This window comes from Niallia circulans NBRC 13626, from assembly GCF_001591585.1.
Lineage (GTDB): Bacteria > Bacillota > Bacilli > Bacillales > Cytobacillaceae > Niallia > Niallia circulans.
Genome location: NZ_BCVE01000018.1, coordinates 41,427 through 61,950 on the forward strand (window position 1 = coordinate 41,427; position 20,524 = coordinate 61,950).

The 20,524-nt window shown below is 36.2% G+C and carries 18 protein-coding genes and 1 riboswitch; of the genes, 17 read left to right on the forward strand and 1 reads right to left on the reverse strand.

The genetic code is table 11. The annotated features are described in order from the left end of the window. Positions 1-64 precede the first annotated feature (64 nt). The 13 genes from BCI01S_RS18480 (at position 65) to BCI01S_RS18540 (ending at position 15,941) form a co-directional block, all read left to right on the forward strand. Positions 65-1,156, forward strand: a complete 1,092-nt coding sequence (locus BCI01S_RS18480) for a threonine aldolase family protein (protein WP_061800628.1) — start codon at positions 65-67, stop codon at positions 1,154-1,156. A 4-nt stretch (positions 1,157-1,160) separates the two neighbouring features. After that, positions 1,161-1,592 (forward strand): GNAT family N-acetyltransferase, encoded by a 432-nt coding sequence (locus BCI01S_RS18485; RefSeq protein WP_047944668.1) that lies wholly within the window; start codon positions 1,161-1,163, stop codon positions 1,590-1,592. 202 nt (positions 1,593-1,794) lie between these two features. Continuing rightward, complete coding sequence (locus tag BCI01S_RS18490; RefSeq protein WP_047944667.1) at positions 1,795-3,837, forward strand: ABC transporter permease family protein; 2,043 nt, start codon at positions 1,795-1,797, stop codon at positions 3,835-3,837. 12 nt (positions 3,838-3,849) lie between these two features. Next, on the forward strand, positions 3,850-4,347 hold the full coding sequence (locus BCI01S_RS18495; protein ID WP_047944666.1) for a GNAT family N-acetyltransferase: 498 nt from the start codon (positions 3,850-3,852) through the stop codon (positions 4,345-4,347). Positions 4,348-4,765: 418 nt separating this feature from the next. Further along, complete coding sequence (locus tag BCI01S_RS18500) at positions 4,766-6,604, forward strand: methyl-accepting chemotaxis protein (RefSeq protein ID WP_061800630.1); 1,839 nt, start codon at positions 4,766-4,768, stop codon at positions 6,602-6,604. Between the two features lie 260 nt (positions 6,605-6,864). Next, positions 6,865-8,082 (forward strand): MFS transporter, encoded by a 1,218-nt coding sequence (locus tag BCI01S_RS18505; RefSeq protein WP_047944665.1) that lies wholly within the window; start codon positions 6,865-6,867, stop codon positions 8,080-8,082. Between the two features lie 114 nt (positions 8,083-8,196). Further along, positions 8,197-8,334, forward strand: a complete 138-nt coding sequence (gene sspO, locus BCI01S_RS18510) for a small acid-soluble spore protein SspO (RefSeq protein WP_047944664.1) — start codon at positions 8,197-8,199, stop codon at positions 8,332-8,334. Between the two features lie 351 nt (positions 8,335-8,685). Continuing rightward, complete coding sequence (locus tag BCI01S_RS18515; RefSeq protein ID WP_047944663.1) at positions 8,686-9,966, forward strand: hypothetical protein; 1,281 nt, start codon at positions 8,686-8,688, stop codon at positions 9,964-9,966. A gap of 63 nt (positions 9,967-10,029) precedes the next feature. Next, positions 10,030-11,697 carry a sensor histidine kinase gene (locus BCI01S_RS18520; protein WP_082138449.1) on the forward strand — a complete coding sequence of 556 codons (1,668 nt, stop codon included), beginning with the start codon at positions 10,030-10,032 and terminating at the stop codon, positions 11,695-11,697. Further along, entirely contained in the window at positions 11,694-12,422 is a 729-nt protein-coding gene (locus BCI01S_RS18525; protein ID WP_047944662.1) for a LytR/AlgR family response regulator transcription factor, read from the forward strand. Before BCI01S_RS18520 ends, BCI01S_RS18525 begins: the two co-directional genes overlap by 4 nt. Before the next feature lie 150 nt (positions 12,423-12,572). Beyond that, positions 12,573-13,805, forward strand: a complete 1,233-nt coding sequence (locus tag BCI01S_RS18530; RefSeq protein WP_047944661.1) for an L-lactate MFS transporter — start codon at positions 12,573-12,575, stop codon at positions 13,803-13,805. A gap of 346 nt (positions 13,806-14,151) precedes the next feature. Then, on the forward strand, positions 14,152-14,808 hold the full coding sequence (locus BCI01S_RS18535; protein ID WP_047944660.1) for a 5-bromo-4-chloroindolyl phosphate hydrolysis family protein: 657 nt from the start codon (positions 14,152-14,154) through the stop codon (positions 14,806-14,808). Further along, the gene (locus BCI01S_RS18540) at positions 14,805-15,941 is read left to right on the forward strand and encodes a toxic anion resistance protein (RefSeq protein WP_047944659.1); all 1,137 of its coding nucleotides are present in this window, start codon (positions 14,805-14,807) and stop codon (positions 15,939-15,941) included. The genes BCI01S_RS18535 and BCI01S_RS18540 overlap by 4 nt, the downstream gene beginning before the upstream one ends. Before the next feature lie 41 nt (positions 15,942-15,982). Here BCI01S_RS18540 and BCI01S_RS18545 read toward each other — a convergent pair whose 3' ends face one another. Further along, positions 15,983-16,471: a QueT transporter family protein gene (locus tag BCI01S_RS18545; protein WP_047944658.1), complete on the reverse strand. Its 489-nt coding sequence runs from the start codon at positions 16,469-16,471 to the stop codon at positions 15,983-15,985. Positions 16,472-16,477: 6 nt separating this feature from the next. Further along, a riboswitch (PreQ1 riboswitch) is annotated at positions 16,478-16,522 on the reverse strand. Positions 16,523-16,799: 277 nt separating this feature from the next. Between BCI01S_RS18545 and BCI01S_RS18550 the strand changes: the two genes are divergently transcribed. The 4 genes from BCI01S_RS18550 to BCI01S_RS18565 all read left to right on the forward strand — a co-directional run bounded on the left by BCI01S_RS18550 (position 16,800) and on the right by BCI01S_RS18565 (position 20,447). After that, a complete protein-coding gene (locus tag BCI01S_RS18550; RefSeq protein ID WP_047944657.1) occupies positions 16,800-17,348 on the forward strand; it encodes an SF0329 family protein in 549 nt (182 codons plus the stop codon). A gap of 215 nt (positions 17,349-17,563) precedes the next feature. Further along, complete coding sequence (locus BCI01S_RS18555) at positions 17,564-18,574, forward strand: efflux RND transporter periplasmic adaptor subunit (RefSeq protein ID WP_053215809.1); 1,011 nt, start codon at positions 17,564-17,566, stop codon at positions 18,572-18,574. Next, positions 18,571-19,272, forward strand: coding sequence for an ABC transporter ATP-binding protein (locus BCI01S_RS18560; RefSeq protein ID WP_047944656.1), 702 nt, complete (start codon positions 18,571-18,573; stop codon positions 19,270-19,272). The genes BCI01S_RS18555 and BCI01S_RS18560 overlap by 4 nt, the downstream gene beginning before the upstream one ends. Next, on the forward strand, positions 19,269-20,447 hold the full coding sequence (locus tag BCI01S_RS18565) for an ABC transporter permease (protein ID WP_061800632.1): 1,179 nt from the start codon (positions 19,269-19,271) through the stop codon (positions 20,445-20,447). Before BCI01S_RS18560 ends, BCI01S_RS18565 begins: the two co-directional genes overlap by 4 nt. Positions 20,448-20,524 lie beyond the last annotated feature (77 nt).

The window sequence follows — 20,524 nt, forward strand, 5'->3', positions numbered from 1 at the left end:
CAGAATATAAAAGTGCTATAGTTATTCTATAGTCGAAATATTCTGAGTGGGAGTAGGGGAAAGAATGACAAATATATTAAGGGAATCCTATAACAAAACAACCTATAAACTAGGCAATCATGGCAAAAGAAATGTCCAAGTATTAAAAGAAGCGTTACAAGAAATAGATGAAAATGCAGAAAGTGATATTTACGGACAAGGAAAAATAATAGAAGACTTTCAGCAAAAAATGGCTGATCTATTAGGAAAAGAAACGGCTGTATTTTTTCCCAGTGGGACAATGGCACAGCAAATCGCACTCCGTATATGGTGTGATGAAAAAGATTTAGGAAAAGTCGCTTATCACCCATTAAGTCATTTAGAAATACATGAACAAGATGGATTAAAGAAGCTTCATAAAATAGAAACGATTCTTTTGGCCGATGAGACTAGAGTCATAGGGTTAGATGATATTAAAGAGATGGAGCGCGGAGTTGCCTGTGTGCTGTTAGAATTGCCGCAGCGAGAAATTGGGGGACAACTACCAAGCTTTGAAACATTAGAACAAATTTCATTCTATTGTAAAGAACAAGGCATTAAACTCCATCTTGATAGTGCAAGATTATTAGAGGTGCTCCCTTACTATCAAAAAACTGCTGCAGAAGTATGTGCATTGTTTGATAGTGTCTATCTGTCTTTTTATAAAGGAATTGGGGGAATTGCTGGGGCCATACTTGCGGGGAATGCTGATTTTACTAGTCAATCCAAGGTTTGGAAGCGAAGATATGGCGGTGATTTAATCAGTTTGTATCCGTATATTTTGTCTGCTGACTATTATTATGAAAAACGCGCTTCGAAAATGGCTGAATACTATGAATCTGCTAAAGAGCTGGCCGCACTATTTAATGGGTGTGAAGGAGTTCGCACTCTTCCGGTTGTACCAGTGTCTAATATGTTCCACGTTCATTTTGAGTTGGGAAAAGAAGAAGTAGAACAAATTTTAACTGTTGTTCATGAGATAGCAGGAATTGGAATAAGCGGCTATGTGAAGGAGATTGACGAGAAAAACTCATCCTTTGAAATCAGCTTAGGGGATGCTTATCAAGAAGTTCCGAAAGAGGCTGTCAGGGAAATGTTTAGTTTATTTGCTGAAAAAATAAAGAAGAGAAGAGGATGACATAATGGAAATTATCCAGCAATGGGTTCAGGAAGATAGTGATTATATTCGAAGAAAACTGGTTGCTTATAATATGGAGCAACTACCAGAAAAATTAAAAAGCCCCTATGAAAATATTAGTTTTGTTGTAAAAGATGATGAGGGCATAATCAAGGCAGGTATTACTGGTCATATGTTTTGGCAGCATATGCATATTGATTTCTTATGGGTGGACACGAGTGTCAGAAAAAAAGGATATGGAAGCGAACTGCTGGCAAAAATGGAACAAGCTGCATTAGAAAAAGGATGTACATTTATTTACCTTGATACGTTCAGCTTTCAAGCTCCGGCCTTTTATGAGAAGCATGGCTATGAAGTATTTGGGACATTAGATAACTTTTCGGAAGGTGTTAAACAATATTTCTTGCAGAAAAGGCTGGTTGATGAGAAGAAGTAGAAGATCTGTTTGGCTGAAAAGAGCAAAGATAGGATTGAAATTCCCTCGGTTATCCAAATAAATATATAGACTTCACTTCTATTAATTAAATTAGAAGCCCCATTTTTTTATCCTATGGTTTGGAAAAAATAGGTTGATAATTGATTAATATATCCATATAATTTGAATAGTATAAATATTTAGATAGGAGAAAAGGGGATCAATGAGAAAATTCGCGAAAATTATTATCTATTATTTACTAGGAACTATTGCGATACTAGCATTAAGTGTTTTTCCAAAATACTTTCAAATGAGAGATTTTCCTGAGGGAGAGGGATATTTCTCCACTCTATTCTCCTTTTTGTCGAAGGAATTTTTTCAAAAAGAAGGCTGGGTATACACATTAAATGGTGTAGATCAAAAACCAATATTAGATGTACTCTGGCCAGCTTTTATTTATTCGATGGAAATTTTGCTTTGCGCTATTCTCCTCGGATGCTTCGTTGCTTTTATTTTATCCTTATCATTCTTTTTTCTGCCGAAGTTTCTGTTACAGCCATTAAAAAGATTTCTGGATTTAATAGAATCAATTCCAGATATTATTATTGCTACACTTTTGCAAACAATAGTAGTTGTTATCTATATGAAAACGGGTGTAGAGATATTTGCGGTGGCAAGCTACTCCAATGAAGCCTACTTAGCCCCAATTATTACGTTAGCTATTATACCTGCTGTTTCGCTATTTAAAATATTGCTTTTAATGATGGAAGAAGAATATTTAAAGGTCTACGTTACTTTTGCCAGAAGCAAAGGGATTGCCAATATTGCCATTTTACTTAAGCATATACTGCGTAATATTATTCCGATTTCCTATCACCATTTAAAGATTATTATCTGGGGGATGCTTTCTAGTCAATTTATAATGGAACGTTTGTTTAATGTTCATGGAATTACCTATTTTCTTGTAGAGAATTTTACTCCTATCACCATCGCTGTTTCGCTCTTATTAATCTTTACTCCTTTCTTTGTATTCTTTCAATTAATGGAGGAGGTTGTAAGGGAAGAAAAAGAAACAGTGAAAGATGTGAAGAAAAACGCTTGGAAGTATCATTGGAGAATAAATAATCTGGTTGCATCAGTGAAAATTTATTTTAAAAATATTAGGGATTCAATAAGCCTTATAAAATGGCATACATTTTCCGTGGGTAGGCCCTTTATAAAGTTTCTTCAAGTATTTGGTTCATACATGAAAAATTGGAAGTTTGCTTTAGGTAGTTTATTTTTTATTGGTGTAATCGGCTATAGTGTAGCGTATTCTCTTATAACAGATAATCATATTGACCAAATCAGATTGTATTATGCGGATGATGGATCTACGCTAATTTCTGCTATGCCGCATGCACCAACTGAACCTTTCTTTTTTGGATCGGATAAATTAGGATACAGCTTATTTGATCAACTTGTGGTGGGTGCAAAGTATACATTGTTTTTTGCTCTCTTGATTGCTTTTTTACGCGTGATAGGAGGATTAATATTGGCTATATTTTATTCCTTCTATTTTACTAAGGGCTTGCAAAGTATTTTCGCAAAATTATCTGATTCTATACACTTTATGCCGTTGAGTCTTGTTGCTTATATACTATTAAGGCCTATACTTGTACCAACTATAGAAGGATACACAAACACTTTTACAGAGCGTATTTTATTAGAAACACTGATATTAACAATACTGGTGCTCCCGCTAACTACAGTTCTTATCGGAAAAGAAATGAACCATGTCTTGGAAAATGAATTTATAATCAGTGCAAAAGTATTAGGCGGAAATAAGCTTAAGCTTTTTACAAGACATGTTTTACCACATATAAGCGCTCGTTTGACGATTCTATTTGGGCAGCAGTTTATTCAAGTGTTGCTAATATTTATGCATCTAGGTCTTTTTAATTACTTCTTTGGCGGTACTAAAGTATCTTTTGATCCATTGTTTCCTGATCCGCCAATGTCTAGTACCTATGAGTGGTCTGGATTAATTGGACAAGTAGGAAGAAGTACAATATCCTCAGGACGCTTTTGGTATTTCTATATTTTAGTTGCTTTTATGTTATCGATTTTTGCGATGCAACTAATTATTCAAGGAGTAAAAGAAATGCAGCAGGTTAAAGTGGGAGTAACATATAAACTTCCAAAACTTCGAGGTGAGAAAAAAGCGAATGCTAGCAAATTAGAAACTTATCCGATTTCAAAATCCAGCTTTAATCAAATCAGATAGGGAGAGATCCAAATGGAAATCAGGCAATTACGCCCCGATGATGCAGAGGCTTATTTCGCCCTCAGATTAGAAGCATTGCAAATTAATCCCGAAGCATTTGGTTCTAGCTATGAGGAAGAAAAGGATTATCCGCTAAGTCGAACACAAAGCAGGCTAAGTGATCCATCGTCTTATGTATATGGGGCATTTGTGGAAAAGGATTTAGTAGGCGTTGTAACATTAATGAGAGAAACCAAGATAAAAATGAGCCATCGTGCGAATATTTACGCTGTCTATGTGACCCCTAAACGTAGAGGGAAAGGTGTGGCGAAGCAATTGCTCAAAGCCACAATAGAAAAATCACGTGATTTACAGGGAATAGAACAAGTATACTTAGCAGTTGTTGCAGAAAATACAGCTGCAAAAAAAGTATATCGAGCATTTGGATTTGAAACGTATGGAATCGATCGAAAGGCGATAAAAATAAACGGAAAATATTATGACGAAGAGTTAATGGTTCTCTATTTATAAAAAATGTAAAACAGTGATAGCTTTATGAGATAAAGCTATCACTGTTTTTATTTTGGACAGAATCACTAATTAAAGAGTTGAAAATAAAGGGAAATAATATAATAAAAAATTATTTAAATATAAACAAAAGGGTAAAAAGTCCGATAAATTATTTGTAAATAAAATTGAATTATTCTGTAAATTACATTAGTATTATACATACAAAGTAATAAAGTACCTTGCTTTATAAAGGGTCTGATTCTATTTTACTAATTACAATCATACATAGCCACAATAAAAATAGAGGCAGATAAGCAGAAAGATCGATATTTAATGAGAAGGAGGAATAAACAAAAAAACAAAAATTGCTATTTTGGAATAGAAGAGAAAAATCTCTTTAGTAGTGGAGGTTTGAAATCATCAAAGGGGAGAACTTGTGATGGCGAAAATGAAATTTAAAAAACAAAAAATAACCAGTTTAAAGAAAGAAAAAAAATCGCAGAAATCTATTTTTAGCAAACTAAATATCAGAAAGATATCAGGGAATAGAACTTTAAGAGGAGTTAATAGCCGGTTCACTAAATTTAATAATATTACAATTGGCTGGAAATATGGAATAACATTATTATTTGTTTTTGCTCTTTTAACCATTACTACAGTATTAGTAACGACGCGTTTAATCCATATTAATAATAGTATTGAGCAATTAAATAAAACAGATGAAAAAGCACTTATTATTACGGAAATGGGATCACTTACCCGAGAGAAAAGTCTTAGTATTTTAAATTATCTGGACTATCAAAACCCTACATATGTGGATGAATTTCAGGTGATTAATACTAAATTTAATGAATATGAAGAACAAATAAAAAAAGATCTTCGAAATAAAGATGAAAAAGCGTTATTCGATGAAGTGGTAGATCGCAATAAACAAATGAATGACTTATTCTTAGAGCAGATTATTCCTGCGATTGAAGCAAACGATCGATCGGCGGTTAATTCCTTAAGTTTAACCAATACAACTATTCGCAATAGAACAATTACTGCTTTAAATAAAATGCAAGAACAGGTACAAGTTAGTCGGACAGAGGCAGCGGTAGACGCAATCGCTAGTGGAAGTGTTGCAACCAAGACTTTAATTATCTCTATGATTACAGCATTGCTAATTGGTACGGTGCTAATTATTATTATCAGCAGCAGAATTACACGTAACTTAAAGAAAGTAGTAGAGGTTAGTGATACGATTGCACAAGGAGATTTAACGGTAGAAGAGGTTAACTACAAAGGTAAAGATGAAATTGGCCAATTAGCTCAGTCCATGAATAAAATGAGCAATAATTTACGAATGGTCATTCAAAAAATATCAGAAGTATCGATTACAGTAAACAAGCAGAGTGAGAACCTATCCCAATCTACTAATGAAGTAACTGCTGGAAGTCAGCAAGTTGCAACGACCATGCAAGAGCTATCGTCAGGAGCAGAAAGTCAAGCAAATACAGCTACTGATTTAGCATCATCAATGGAATCTTTTTCTGGCACAATCGGTGATGCCTATAATCAAGGGGAACTAATTTATCAATCATCAAATAAGGTATTAGGCATGACAAATGATGGCAGTCGCTTAATGGGATCTTCTATTGAACAAATGAATGTAATTAATCAAATTATGAAGGAAGCTGTGGATAAAGTGCGTGGCTTGGATACCCAATCGCACGAAATTTCTAAGTTAGTTTCTGTTATTAAGGGGATTGCAGATCAAACAAACTTACTTGCTTTAAATGCAGCTATTGAAGCAGCACGTGCTGGAGAGCATGGAAAAGGATTTGCGGTAGTTGCAGATGAAGTAAGGAAGCTGGCTGAACAAGTTGCATTCTCCGTCACAGATATTACCGATATTGTCGGAAGCATTCAAAAAGAATCAAGCGTGGTAACAGAATCCTTGCAAGGTGGTTATGAAGAAGTAATGAAGGGGGCGGAACAGATTAAGATGACTGGGGAAACATTCGAAGGTATTAAAGATGCTGTTAATGATATGGTAAATAGCATTGAAGTTGTTTCCGAAAATCTAGCATCTATCTTAGAAACAAGTAAAGAGATGAATCGTTCGATTGAAGATATCGCTGCAATTTCCGAAGAAGCAGCTGCAGGGATTGAACAAACATCCGCTTCCGTTCAACAAACAAGCAGCTCTATGCAAGAGCTCTCAGATAGCTCACATGAATTATCTAACTTAGCAGTAGAGTTAAATGGATTAGTAAAAGAATTTAAAATCAATTAAGCATTAAAAAGGTTGGGACATAAGTATTCCAATTAAATTTAATCCCGAACAATTATACGTACACACTAAAAAAATTCGTATAATTGTTTGGGTTTTTTATTTATTTTAAGAAAGAAGGTTTGTGGTAATCGCCCGCAGCCTAAATTATTCGGGAAATGGAAATTTCGGGTATAAAAATAAATGGTTGTATGCTATGATGGAGGAAATAAATCTCATTGGCTTAGTTGTTGATTGCTGATGTTTTAGGAGAGCGATACTAAATGGAAATTTGGAAGCGGAATTTGCTTGTTTTATGGATAGGGGTTTTCTTTACCTCTGCATCCTTTAACATGGTAATTCCCTTTTTACCAATTTTTCTTATTGAATTAAATGTTCATGAAAACACAGAGATTTGGGCTGGAGTACTATTTAGTGCAGCGTTTTTTGCCGGTGCGTTTGCTTCACCGTTTTGGGGAAGGCTTGCCGATAAATATGGAAGAAAACCGATGATTATTCGCGCGGGGTTTGTGCTATTTGTTGTTTATACGTTAGCTGCATTTGTTACCAATCCCTATCAGCTATTAGTACTTCGTATTCTGCAAGGATTGTTGTCTGGATTTATTCCTGGGGCGATAGCTTTAATTGGGACGAATACTCCTTCAGATAAAACTGGTTATGCATTATCAATGATTTCTACGGCATCCGCATCGGGTGGGATTATGGGTCCGTTGATTGGAGGCGTAATCTCCCAATTAGTTGGAAACCGACTTTCCTTTGCGAGTGCTGGGCTCCTTGTTTTTATTGCAACGTTTTTAATTATTTTCTGGGTAAAAGAGGATAATTTTTCGCCAAGTAAAGAAAAAGGATCTGTCAGAAATGACTTGCGGATTGCTTTTTCCAATAAACCGTTGATGCTTGTACTCTTGTTAACAATTGTTACCTCATGCTCGATCATGACGATTGAGCCAATATTGCCTCTCTATATATTAGAGGTCGGAGGTTCCATGGACAAAGCCTCCTTATTAGCAGGTATAATCTTCTCACTCCCTGGTATTGCTAGTGTCATAATGGCACCATATTGGGGTAAGTGGGCGGATAAGGTTGGATTTAACCGCGTCTTATTTATCGGATTACTGGGCGGCGGGCTTGGTACTTTTGCCCAAATCATTTTCAGTAATATTTGGGGCTTTTCAATTACTCGTTTCATTTTTGGACTCTTCTTCTGTGCAGTATTCCCAGCATTAAATGGGTTAGTTGTGAAATCAACAGCAGAGGATTTCCGTGGCAGAGCCTTTAGTTTAAATCAAACAGCCAATCAACTAGGAGGAATGTTTGGACCGATGATTGGTGGTTTCCTTGGAGGAGTTCTCCCTGCTCAGTCTGTGTTTATTGTAACAGGTATTCTGCTGATTGTAGCTACAGGGATTGCTTATAAAAAAGGGAATATATTTAGTCCAACCATGAAACAAAAAGTTAAAATAGTTACACATGGGAAATAAATTTTAAGAGACTTCCAATGCCAAATGGGGGTCTCTGTTTTATTATAAAATACACCTAAGTTCTTACATATTTCAAAAAGGAGCAAGAGAGAATAATGGGTGGAGGTGATAATCATGACAAAAAATAAAAATAAAAATGCGAAGCAAGCAGTACAAAATGATACAGCTCGTCAATATGATCATGAATTTGCCAATGAACCATTAACAGCAGCGGAGAAATTAAATAATAAAAAGACGAAAAAAAGACAATAAAGTGTTCCGAAAAGTATCCTTCAAATGAGGATACTTTTTTTCGAGCAGGAAAAAGTCAAAAGAATAGAAGGAGTATGTAACAAAAAATATCAAGCTGTTGGTATCATAGAAGAAATTTTTAGAGAGTGTGAAGAGAAGTGGAATATTTACTGAATAGCGAAGAAATGAAAAGATGTGATTTAGCGAACATAGGATGCCCAAGGGTTAAAGGAAGAAGATGTTCACCTAAGGGGCTATATTCATGGATTGGCAGGTGATACTGCAATAGCCAAAAAGGGCTGGATGGATATTGCTGGAAGATGATATATGGGATGTGATAGATTAGAAAGTGATATAAAGGAGGAGTTAAGAATGGATACAAGAATGGAAAAATTAATTAATTTAACAAGGAGACAATGGGGGTTAGAAGATTATTATTTAGGTAGACATCATTTATTTAGACAGCTTACATTGGATGGCGAGACAGTGTATTTCTTAAATATGGAATGGTTTCCGAATAAATACGCCGATTGGACAGATGAGGAGGAGAATCCGGAAGGGACTGCTTCGATTGATATAAATATACATACGGAGGAATTCGAATCTGTTATTTTTGTCCAAGGAGTAACCTATGCGAAAAATGGGGTAGTATTTCCACATAAAGATGTAAAAGAGGTAAAAAAATGGCTTGCCGAATTCACAGGCTTAAATATAGAGAAGGATTTTATTTGCAAGCAAAGAGACAAAAGAGAGTATTACTTTGAGGAACAGTGGAATGGTATTCGATTATCTCCATCCTCTTCAATAACTGTAGAGTTTAACGAAGACGGAGAGCTAACATTTTATTCGAAACATATAAGTGTGTTAACGAATAAGAAAGAGTTAGAAGAAAAATATACTTTATCGCTAGCAGATATCGAGGATATAGCGAGAGATCAAGTAGTTTTAGCTGAATTTCCTAATGAGGACGGCAAGTTAATCGTATATGGAGTGGAAGAAACGTATATAAGAAATGATCGGAAAGGAAGCCTTCCATTTATGGAGGAGAAGTTTGGTTTTCGAAAAAACATTAACAAAGAGATAAAATGGCAGGAAGGAAAAGAGGATGATTTTGATAGGAAGCCCTTAGATTGGGCGAATGAAGTAAGTGTGGAAGATGCATATTTAAAGATTCCACATCCAGATTCGCTGCCAATCACGGATGAAGACACAGAAAAATGTATCCAAGAAGTAACCAATTTTTTGCGCATGAAGTATCCGAATGATTCAGGTAAATGGATGCTTAAATATTTATATAGAGAAAATTTTAATTTGCTTGCACGGATTGAGGAAAATGTCCCTAAAAGTATATTTGCAGGAAGAATCCTTACTTTTCATGATCAAGAGGGAAAGATAGTGAATTATATGGATAAAAAAGAACTTTGGGATGAAATTCTCGATGCAAAGGAAAAGGAAGTAATTAAGAAAGAGAAGGAGATAAAAATTACTAAAGACGAAGCTTACAAAAAGCTGAAGCCATATTTCACCTTAACCCCTTATTATGTGTTTGATCCCGCTGATAAGAAATGGGTGCTATGCGGGAAGTTGGACTGTAACTACTGCGTCGATGTCGAAAGTGGAGAAATCAGTAATCTCGAGGATTCTTTTTCTTAAATTAATGGTACATTACTAGTATTAAAATACACCAAAGACTGCTGAACACAAGGAGGAAGAAAAATGAACTCTTCCCTAGAATTGCAAATGCTCATTCAATTATTTGAACGAGCTGCCCTTTTACTCATTACTTTATTTTTTATGACAAGAGTACCGAAGTTTAAAGAGACCTTGCAAAAGGATCATCACTCGCCAACAGAGCTGACGTTAATTACACTAATATTTTGTGCCTTCGCTCTATTTGGAACCTATTCGGGAATTCAAGTAGAAGGTTCGATTGTCAACATCCGCACAATTGCCATTATGTCAGGTGGTATCTTGTTTGGCCCATGGGTTGGAATTGTGACCGGAATTGTTTCCGGCGTACATCGTTATTTAATTGACATTGGTGGCGTAACCTCTATTCCTTGTTTAATTACAAGTATTTTAGCAGGGATTGTATCTGGTTATATTCACCTTCGTGTGAAAAAGAGTAGTCGCTGGATTTATGGAATAGTTGCTGGAATGCTATGTGAAATGCTAACAATGATTTTGATATTATTTATGGCAGATCCTTTCGACTTAGGAATAGATATTGTTTCGATTATTGCTTTACCGATGATTTTAGGACAAGGGAGCATTGGGCTAATTGTCTTGATGATTGCCAGCGTAGAAGGAGAAAAGGAAAGAATCGCGGCACAGCAGGCACAGCTGGCCCTTAATATTGCGAATAAGACCTTGCCTTATTTTCGTTCTATTAATGGGAATTCTTTGCGAACTATTTGTACCATTATAAAAGAAGATATTCAAGCAGACGCAGTAGCTATTACGGATACTAAAGATGTTCTTGCATATGTAGGGTTTGGGGAGGAAAAATATAAGATCGGCCAAGAGATTATCAGTGATTTAACGAAAGAGACCATTCGAAGTGGCAAGATTACGATTCGGAATAATATTGCCGATCATCATACTCCGCAAATTCATTGTTTATTAATTATTCCGTTAGAGGAAAGAGGGATTGTAACCGGTACTCTAAAAATTTACTACCGAAAAGCTTATACAATTACCAATACATTGCAAACAATGGCAATTGGATTGGCGCAAATTATCTCAACCCTTATGGAAGTATCGCGAGTGGAGCAAATGAAAGAGGAAGCAAATAAGGCCGAACTGAAAGCACTACAAACAAAAATTAATCCCCATTTCTTATTTAATGCGCTAAACGCAATTGCATCCACAACCCGTCGCGATCCTGAAAAAGCACGAGAATTAATTATTAATTTATCGGGGTATATGCGCTATAACTTAGAGGTTGGAGAAGAACTTATTGATATCCAGCTCGCACTTAAGCAAGTAAGAGACTATATTCAAATTGAAAAGGCTCGTTTCGGGAACCGCCTGCAAGTGAACTATGAGATAGATGATATACATATTAAACTTCCGAGTCTTCTCATCCAGCCATTGGTCGAAAATGCGGTTGTACATGGAATTTTAAAGCGAAAAGGTCCTGGAGTTGTAACGATATCAGTCAAAGATTTAGGAGAGACAGTAAGGGTTAGTGTGCGAGATACTGGAGAAGGGATTGCTCAGGAGGTAATTGATCGTTTAGCGAAAGAAGAGGTATCCTCCAAACAAATCGGTTTAACAAATGTCCATCAACGAGTAAAATTAATGTATGGAACCGGTTTAAACATTCGTAGATTAGAGCCAGGTACGGAAGTTTATTTTGACATAACGAAGGAGATAGCATGAAGGCAATAATAGTAGAGGATGAAATTCCAGCAAAAGAAGAGTTAGAATATTTAATTCAAACCCATAGCAAAATTGATATTGTCGCCACTTTTGAAGATGGCTTAGATGTGCTTAAATTTTTGCAAGCAGAAGAAGTGGATGCCATTTTCCTGGATATTAATATACCTTCTTTAGATGGGATGCTTTTGGCAAGCAATATTAGTAAATTTGCGAAAAAGCCTTATATCATTTTTACAACTGCTTATAAAGAGCATGCAGCACAAGCATTTGAATTAGAGGCATTTGATTATATTCTTAAGCCGTATGAAGAAAAGCGGATTGCCGCAATGCTGGCAAAATTAGAAGCAGCTTTCCAAAAAGCAAGCGGTGGAGAAGAAGAAATTACGACAGAAATAAATCGTCGGATAAACTTGCGTAAAAATGAAAATATCATTGTGACAGATGTCAATGATATTTATTATGCAGAAGCGAGCGAAAAAGTAACATTAGTTTATACGAAGACAGATGAATATATGATGCCAATGAGTATCTCTGATTTTCATGATAAATTGCCGCAGGATACCTTTTTCCGCTGTCATCGCTCCTACACCGTGAATCTTTCAAAAATCCATGAAATTGTCCCATGGTTTAACCATACGTATCTGGTGAGATTAAAGGATATTAAGGCGGAAATTCCTGTTAGCAGAAGCAAAGCCAAAGCATTTCGACAAATTATGCATCTATAAATACCATTCATTCCGAATAAAGGGCATTTCATTCTGATACCGGTTTCAAAAATGTTTCAGGCGGTATAATTTAACTATCAAAAGAAAGCATAAACAACCTTTTATAGTAAAAAATACTGTTTATAAACCGAGTAGAAAGAGGAGATCGGAATGAAAGAACGAAATGGCAATCGCTTGCTGATAGTTATTGGTACCATTATTGTGCAAATGGGATTAGGAACAATATACACATGGAGCTTGTTCAATCAACCTCTTGTTGATAAATTTGGATGGGATTTGAGCGCAACGGCTATCACTTTTTCCATTACTAGTTTTGCGCTTGCCTTCGCAACCCTTTTTGCCGGGAAAATTCAAGATAAATGGGGACTCCGCCGCTTAATTGCCTGTGCTGGAATCATGCTAGGTGGAGGATTAATGGTTACTTCACAAGTATCTTCTTTATGGATGCTTTATCTTGTAGCAGGTGTTTTTGTAGGTTTTGCAGACGGAACTGCGTACATCACGTCTTTATCTAATTTAATTAAATGGTTCCCTGAGAAAAAAGGATTAATTTCTGGTATCTCTGTAGGAGCATATGGAACCGGCAGCTTAGTTTTTAAATATATTAATACAAGCTTAATCGCAGCTTATGGTGTTTCAACAGCCTTCTTAATTTGGGGAATTATTGCTTTAGCAATGGTTGTCGGCGGATCATTCCTTTTAAAAGAAGCACAGGAAGTAGAAACAACTACAACTTCTTTAGCACCAGAGCAAAAGAATTATACAGTGAAAGAAATGCTAAAAACAAAGCAAGCATATTTACTCTTTGTTATTTTCTTTACCGCATGTATGAGTGGATTATACTTAATCGGTATTGTAAAAGATATTGGTGTCAGTCTAGCGAATCTAGATGTGGCGACAGCTGCCAATGCCGTTGCTTTAGTAGCGATATTCAATACAATCGGTCGTATTATTCTTGGAGCATTGTCTGACAAAGTAGGTCGTATAAAAGTAGTATCTGGAACATTAGTCGTAACAGCGGCAGCGGTCACTGTATTAAATGTAGTTCCATTAAGCTATCCATTATTCTTTACTTGTGTAGCCGCAATTGCATTTTGTTTCGGAGGCGTTATCACCGTATATCCGGCTATTATCGCTGATTTCTTTGGACTGAAAAATCAAAGTAAAAACTATGGTGTAATCTATCAAGGCTTTGGATTTGGAGCTTTGGCTGGATCTATGATTGCAGCAGTACTCGGAGGATTCCATGCGACCTTTACAGTCATATCTGTTTTATGTGTCGTTTCCTTTATCATTACTTTAATCATAAAGCCGCCACATATGAAGCTGCAGCCAAAAGAACCAAAACAGCCGCAGCCTAGACTTGCAAATCGCCTTGGATAAGATAGCAAGAAAAGGACCCCGTAAATGGTAAATTCCATTTACGGGTTTTTTGCTGTAAAATAGTTGTTTCCACATCTATCCAATAAAAGAGAATACATGAAACATAAGCCTAGATTTGATAGAATAAAAGCATCAAATCATTTTTTTATGCTTTTCCACATACACATAATGTAAGGACACATAACAAAATACGTCTTTAGTCGTAGAAAAGATTCCATTTAAGGTCTATAGCAAGAAAGAACTTGGTTACGTTAAAATAGAAGTAAATAAATCATCGATTTTTGAAACAAAAGCTGAAATGAAACGTATAAAAAATAAAGGAATACGAAGGCAGGAGTCGATTATAGTGAACTCATTTTTAATGTTTTTAGTACGAACAGGCATTTCTTTTCCTGTAGGTGCTTTAACATGGCTAATCAGTTATGTGGCATTTGACCAATATTTTATCCTATCTGTTCTATATGGAGCTGCGGCAACGGGAGTTTCTTATTTCATCACAGATGGAGTAATTAAACATCAATTAATGGTAAGGCAAGGTTTATCAAGAAAAGAATATAAATTTATTCAAACACAGCTAAAGGAAGCGAATGAGAAAATTAGTCGATTAAATCGACATGTTTTTGCTATCCGTCACTTTCCTTCTTTTAAGCAAAGAATCGATTTAATGAGAGTAACAAAGAAAATCTACCGATTAACAAAGGAAGAGCCGCGCCGTTTCTATAAAGCAGAGAAATTCTATTATTCGCATTTAGATTCATTAGTGGAAATCGCAGAAAAGTATGCCCTTTTATCTGCCCAGCCGAAGAAAAACAGAGCACTGCAGGCAACTTTAAATGATACAAGAAGAACATTAGAGCAGCTTTCTAGAACGCTGGAAGACGATCTTCATGGCATCCTATCAGATGATATTGATGATCTGCATTTTGAATTAGATGTAGTAAAGCATATTTCTAATAAGGAGAAGGACACTGATTTGTTAGATGAAAGCAGGCGGACTAAATGACAGATGAACGACAAATGAAAAACATTACAGATGATTATTTCTCCGATCCTTTAGGAGAAAGCAATAATTTGTTCATGCAAAAAGGCGAAACAGCTGAAACTGTTCGCCTTATTGATGTTTTATCTCCAGAAAATCAAAAACGAGCATATGAACTAGCCAATAAACTAGATCCAACCAATCACCGTACGATGATTGCTTACGGGGCAGCAGCGCAGAAAAAATTACTTTCTTTTTCCCATACAATGATTGAGCATGTGCAGCGCAAAGATGTTGGGGAAGTCGGGGATATCGTTAGTGATTTAATGGAAAAATTAAATGAAATCAATCCTGATGAATTACGAGTAGAAAAGAAGGGCTTTTTCCGCCGATTATTTAGCAAGCCTTCCAAAAGTGTCCATGAAGTTCTATCAAATTATCAAAAGGCAAGTGCCCAAATAGATCGGATGAGTGTGCGTCTCGAACGCAGTAAAAACGTATTGACTGCAGATATTCATTTATTAGAACAGCTTTATGAACATAATAAAACTTATTTTGAAGATTTAAATGTATATATTGCTGCAGCAGAAATGAAATACGAAGAAATGACGAAAAAGCTTATTCCGGAGCAAAAAAAACTTGCAGAAGAGTCCGGTGATCGAATGAAACTGCAAGAGGTAAATGATTTAATTCATTTTGCGGAATTACTAGAAAAACGTATTTATGATTTAAAAGTCAGTAGAGAAATTACCATACAAACAGCTCCACAAATCCGTTTGATTCAACATACGAACCGTACAGTTATTGATAAAATCCAGTCGTCGATCATGACATCAATCCCATTATGGAGAAACCAAGTTTCCATTGCTTTAACGCTTTTAAGGCAGCGTCATGCGATTGAAACACAAGCAAAACTGAATACAAGCAGAATGGATGCCAACGTAAAAGAGATGGCACAAATTGCCCAGGAAAACCGTCCCGCAATGGTCGAAATCGATTCGCTAAAAGAAACACAGCATAAACTGATGAGCTCATTAGAAGAGACACTACATATCCAAGAAGAAGGAAAACAGAAACGTAATCAAGCAGAACAAGAGATTACGGAAAGAGAAGGTAATTTAAAACAAGTGTTAGATACGGTTGACAGTAGGTATTAAAAAAAGGCTGAAAGAATTCAGCCTTTTTTTAATACCATTTTTTAATCCATTAACTTCCCAAAGGAAATACGTTTATTTAAGAAATGCATAATAGGTATACCGATTGCCATGACAACAAATTCACCAATAGCTGTTGTTCCCCAAGTGATTAAGAAAGGGAACCCAAGTGCAAGATGCAATTGATAGGCAATAATAAACATATTAAAGGTAAATACAAGAGTATTAATAATCATTCGTAGAAGATGACTTTTAACAAACTTGCTTATACCAATTGTGATTAACAAGCAAATAATAGAATGAGCAACTCCGAAAGTTAAATCATATAACTTAATAGTTGAAAGGAATAAGTTTGCTAAAAATACTCCTACTACAATTCCATAAATATATTTTTTGTTAAATACAACAAGATGATTAAATAATTCCGAAACACGATATTGAATGCTGCCAAAAGCAATCGGCGCAATCGCAATCGTAACAGCGACATACAATGCAGCCACTAAACCGTTCATCGCAAGTGTTTTTGTTTTCATTTTTTCTCTCCCTTAGTTTTTTTACGTGGGATGGTCTCGAACCACGTTATCCAATAACTTTCACACAATAAGTTATCATATAATAGGAGGTCTATGTTCGTCAATGGAATTTTATCCCGTGATGAGATAAGGTCAGGTGTTAAAGAAGAAGTAAAGAAGAAATTGTAAGTTATTGTATAATTAAGATTAAGTTACCTTTTATTAGACTGATATAGTTATATAAATGGTACGTAAGAATAGCGGATGGTAGCCCGCTAAATGTAGCAATTTTAATTTTGGAGATAAGATGCGATATGCTCTTTTTTAATGACCAAAGGTGGGATAAAGATTGCATAACAAACAGTGGAGTAAAGTAAAGAAGAAATTAGAAAGTTATATTTGCCATTGTCTAAAAAATAGAGTTGATTTTTATTTAACAAATTACCGTCGAACTCATGATCAAACAGGAAGAGCTTTTATAATTGTCGATAATAAAGAGGTTTTAAACATGTGCAGTATCATAGCAGAAAAGGCAGTTGTTAAAAAAGAAGATGAAATTAGAAATACCCAAAATATTAGATATGATGTTGATAACTATGAGCAAAATAGAGATATTCAAAGACAAGCAGCGGAACTAGTTATGGCGGAAGGGATTTTTGCTCAATATGATTTCTTCGATGCTGTTGAGGAATTTCTCCGATTGCCAATAGAACTAGCTTTAAAGTCAGATAATATGGTAATTAAAATTCTTTCCTTAATAGATAGAAGAGTCGGAAAAAGAACACTGCAAAAAATAAAAGATTCGATACATGAGGAAAAAGACATTGTACAATATTTCTTTCAACTAAGATATGAAGCAGAGGGGCTGAAGAAAAAATATTTATATGCAAGAGACTAATAGGAACAGAGAATCCGCCTCTATTCCCACAAACAAGCAGAAAAGCAACAGAGCCGAATCCCCTGCCCCCCAAAAACAAAATTGTAAAATCTATAAAAAAATTTCTCCCTGACTTCTTCCTGACACATAACTCTTTTATTCTATTACTTGTAAACAGCAAGACAATGAATCAAGTAAATTCATTAAAATAGAATAGAAAGAGGTTGAAGCAAAAAATGAAGAAAAGTATAAAGAAGTGGATTATTAGTGGAGTAACAGTTTTGGTAATAGGGACGGGGATTGGCTCTTATTATTATTTTAGCAATGATAATCAAACCGAAGTAAGAGCACAGGCTAGAACGCAGACAGCAACAGCAGAAGCTGGTGATGTTGAAATAGAGGTCAGTGGTACTGGAAGCATTGCAGCTATCAATAAAGAGACTTTCACTGCTGAAGGGAATGCAACGGTAGACGAGGTATTAGTCGAAGCAGGGGATAAGGTGGAAAAAGGCGATGAGCTAGTAACGTTCGAGAATGATACACTCGACCCAATTGTTGCAACTTTTTCTGGTGAAATCACAGCCCTAAATGTAGAGGAAGATGGCAATGTATCAATGGGAACAGAAATCGTTACCGTTACAGATTATGACAATCTAGAAATGGTAGTAAACGTAGATGAATTAGATATTTCGAAAGTAAAGGCTGGACAAGCTGTTAATGTAAAAGTGAGTGCACTGGAAGATAAAGAGTTTACTGGAAAAGTTACGAGTGTAGCAAAAGAAGCAAACAGTGACAGTACTAGTGTCGCAAAATATGCGGTTGCGGTGAAAATAACTAAGCCAAGTGGATTGCTGGTTGGGATGACAGCAGAAGCTACTATCACAACGGATAAAGCGGAAGATGTCGTGACGGTTCCTGTAGAAGCTGTACAAAAGGAAAATGATGAATATTATGTTCTAGTAGCAAATGGCACAAACACGAATGAGGATGACACAAAGGAAACTGCCTCAACAAAACAAACGGTGGAAGTAGGATTACAAAATACTGAAGTTGCGGAGATTAAAAGTGGTTTAGAGGAAGGCACAACGGTAGTACTGCCAACATTTGAGTCATCAAGTGATAGTGAAGCACAAGGAATGTTCCCAGGTGGAGGCCAAATGCCAAATGGCGAAGGTAGAGGGCAAATGCCTGGAGGAGGCCAAGGCGGAGGAATGCCTGCCGGTGGGTTTGGAGGTAGAAATGAATGATAGAACAGCATGCAATTGTCGAAATAAAGAATGTCAAAAAGGAATATACACTTGGAGGAGAGACCGTTACGGCATTGGATAATGTAAGCTTTACTGTCAATAAAGGGGATTTTATTGCTATCATTGGGCCGTCTGGTTCAGGTAAATCAACGTTAATGAATATGATCGGTTGCTTGGATACCCCTGATTCTGGTGAATATTATTTGGACGGTCAAAATGTTTTTTCGTTAAAAAGCAAACAGTTAGCAGAAGTGAGAAATCATAAGATTGGCTTTATTTTTCAATCCTTTAACCTGCTAACAAAACAGTCTGCCTTTGAAAATGTGGAGCTGCCCTTGGTTTATCGAGGAATCGGAAGTAAGGAAAGAAAAGAAATTGCCATGCAGGCATTGAAAAAAGTAGGATTACTGGAAAGAGCGGGACATAAACCAACAGAATTATCTGGTGGACAGCAACAGCGCGTGGCCATTGCCCGAGCTCTTGCGGGGAATCCGCCAATCCTGCTTGCTGATGAGCCGACTGGAGCGTTAGACAGTAAGACAGGAGTCGAGGTAATGAATTTAATGAAAGACCTAAATAGACAAGGACATACCATAATTTTAATCACCCATGATTTACAAATCGCTAAACAGGCTAAGCGAGTTATTCGCATTCAAGATGGTCGCCTAGCAGAGACAAAGGAGGTAGTTGTCTCTTGAAATTAGGACAAGCAATCAAGATAGCTTTTAAAAATATAGCAATGAATAAATTAAGAGCAGTGCTTACCATGCTGGGTATTATCATTGGTGTGGCAGCGGTTATTGCTTTAACCTCATTAGGAATGGGAGCCTCCAATTCTGTTTCCGATGACATTGCCAGCTTAGGAACGACAACAGTTTCTGTGAATTTATCGGGAAACTCTAGTGAGGAAGAGGTTGTTGATTATGATGAATTAATGGCATTTGCGGAATATGACGAAGTAAAGGCTGTTTCACCAACAGTGACAACATCCAGTACGCTTAAAAATGGAACGACATCAAGCTCTGGAGTTACTGTTACAGGTGTTACTACTTCTTATGAAGAGGTACAGGATATTACTTTACAGTCCGGAAGAAATGTCATGGACATTGACTTGGATAATCGCAATAAAGTAGTGGTGCTGGGGGATAATGTAGCATCCGAGTTATTTGGATTTACAAATCCAGTCGATAAAACCGTTCAAATTGATGGAACAACATTTAAAGTAATCGGAGTACTTGCTGAAAAAGGGGAAGAGTTAACTGGATCTGTAGATGATTCTGTTCTCATTCCATTTACAACAGCACAACGCTTTATCGGTCAAACCTATGTAACTTCAGCAACAGTGCTTATGACGGATGAGGATTCAGTTGAAATGGGAATGGCAAAAATGAAGCAAGAATTATACAATCAGTTTGATGGAGATGAAACTTCTTATTCTGTGCGAAATCAATCATCTGTATCGGAGGCTCTCGATTCGGTTTCCAATACGATGACATTGTTATTAGCCGGCATAGCCAGCATTTCCTTAATCGTTGGTGGAATCGGAATTATGAATATCATGCTTGTTTCGGTTACAGAAAGAACAAGGGAAATTGGGATTAGAAAAGCGATAGGTGCTCGGAAAAAAGATATCATGCTCCAATTTTTAATTGAAGCCATTGTACTTAGTGCATTAGGCGGAATTTTAGGAGCAGCTATTGGAATCGCTAGTGCAGACATATTGTCGAGCACATTAGAAATGACTTCCCAGATTACTTGGTGGATCGTCGGTGGTTCCGTTAGTTTCTCTGTATTAATTGGCATTATCTTTGGGATTTTTCCAGCGAACAAAGCATCTAACTTAAGTCCCCTTGAAGCATTAAGATATCAATAAGAGGAGTAGATCAGCTGGATAGAAGGCTGATCTATTTTTTCTCCTGATAATTATCGGTATAATGGATTTCATTAGTA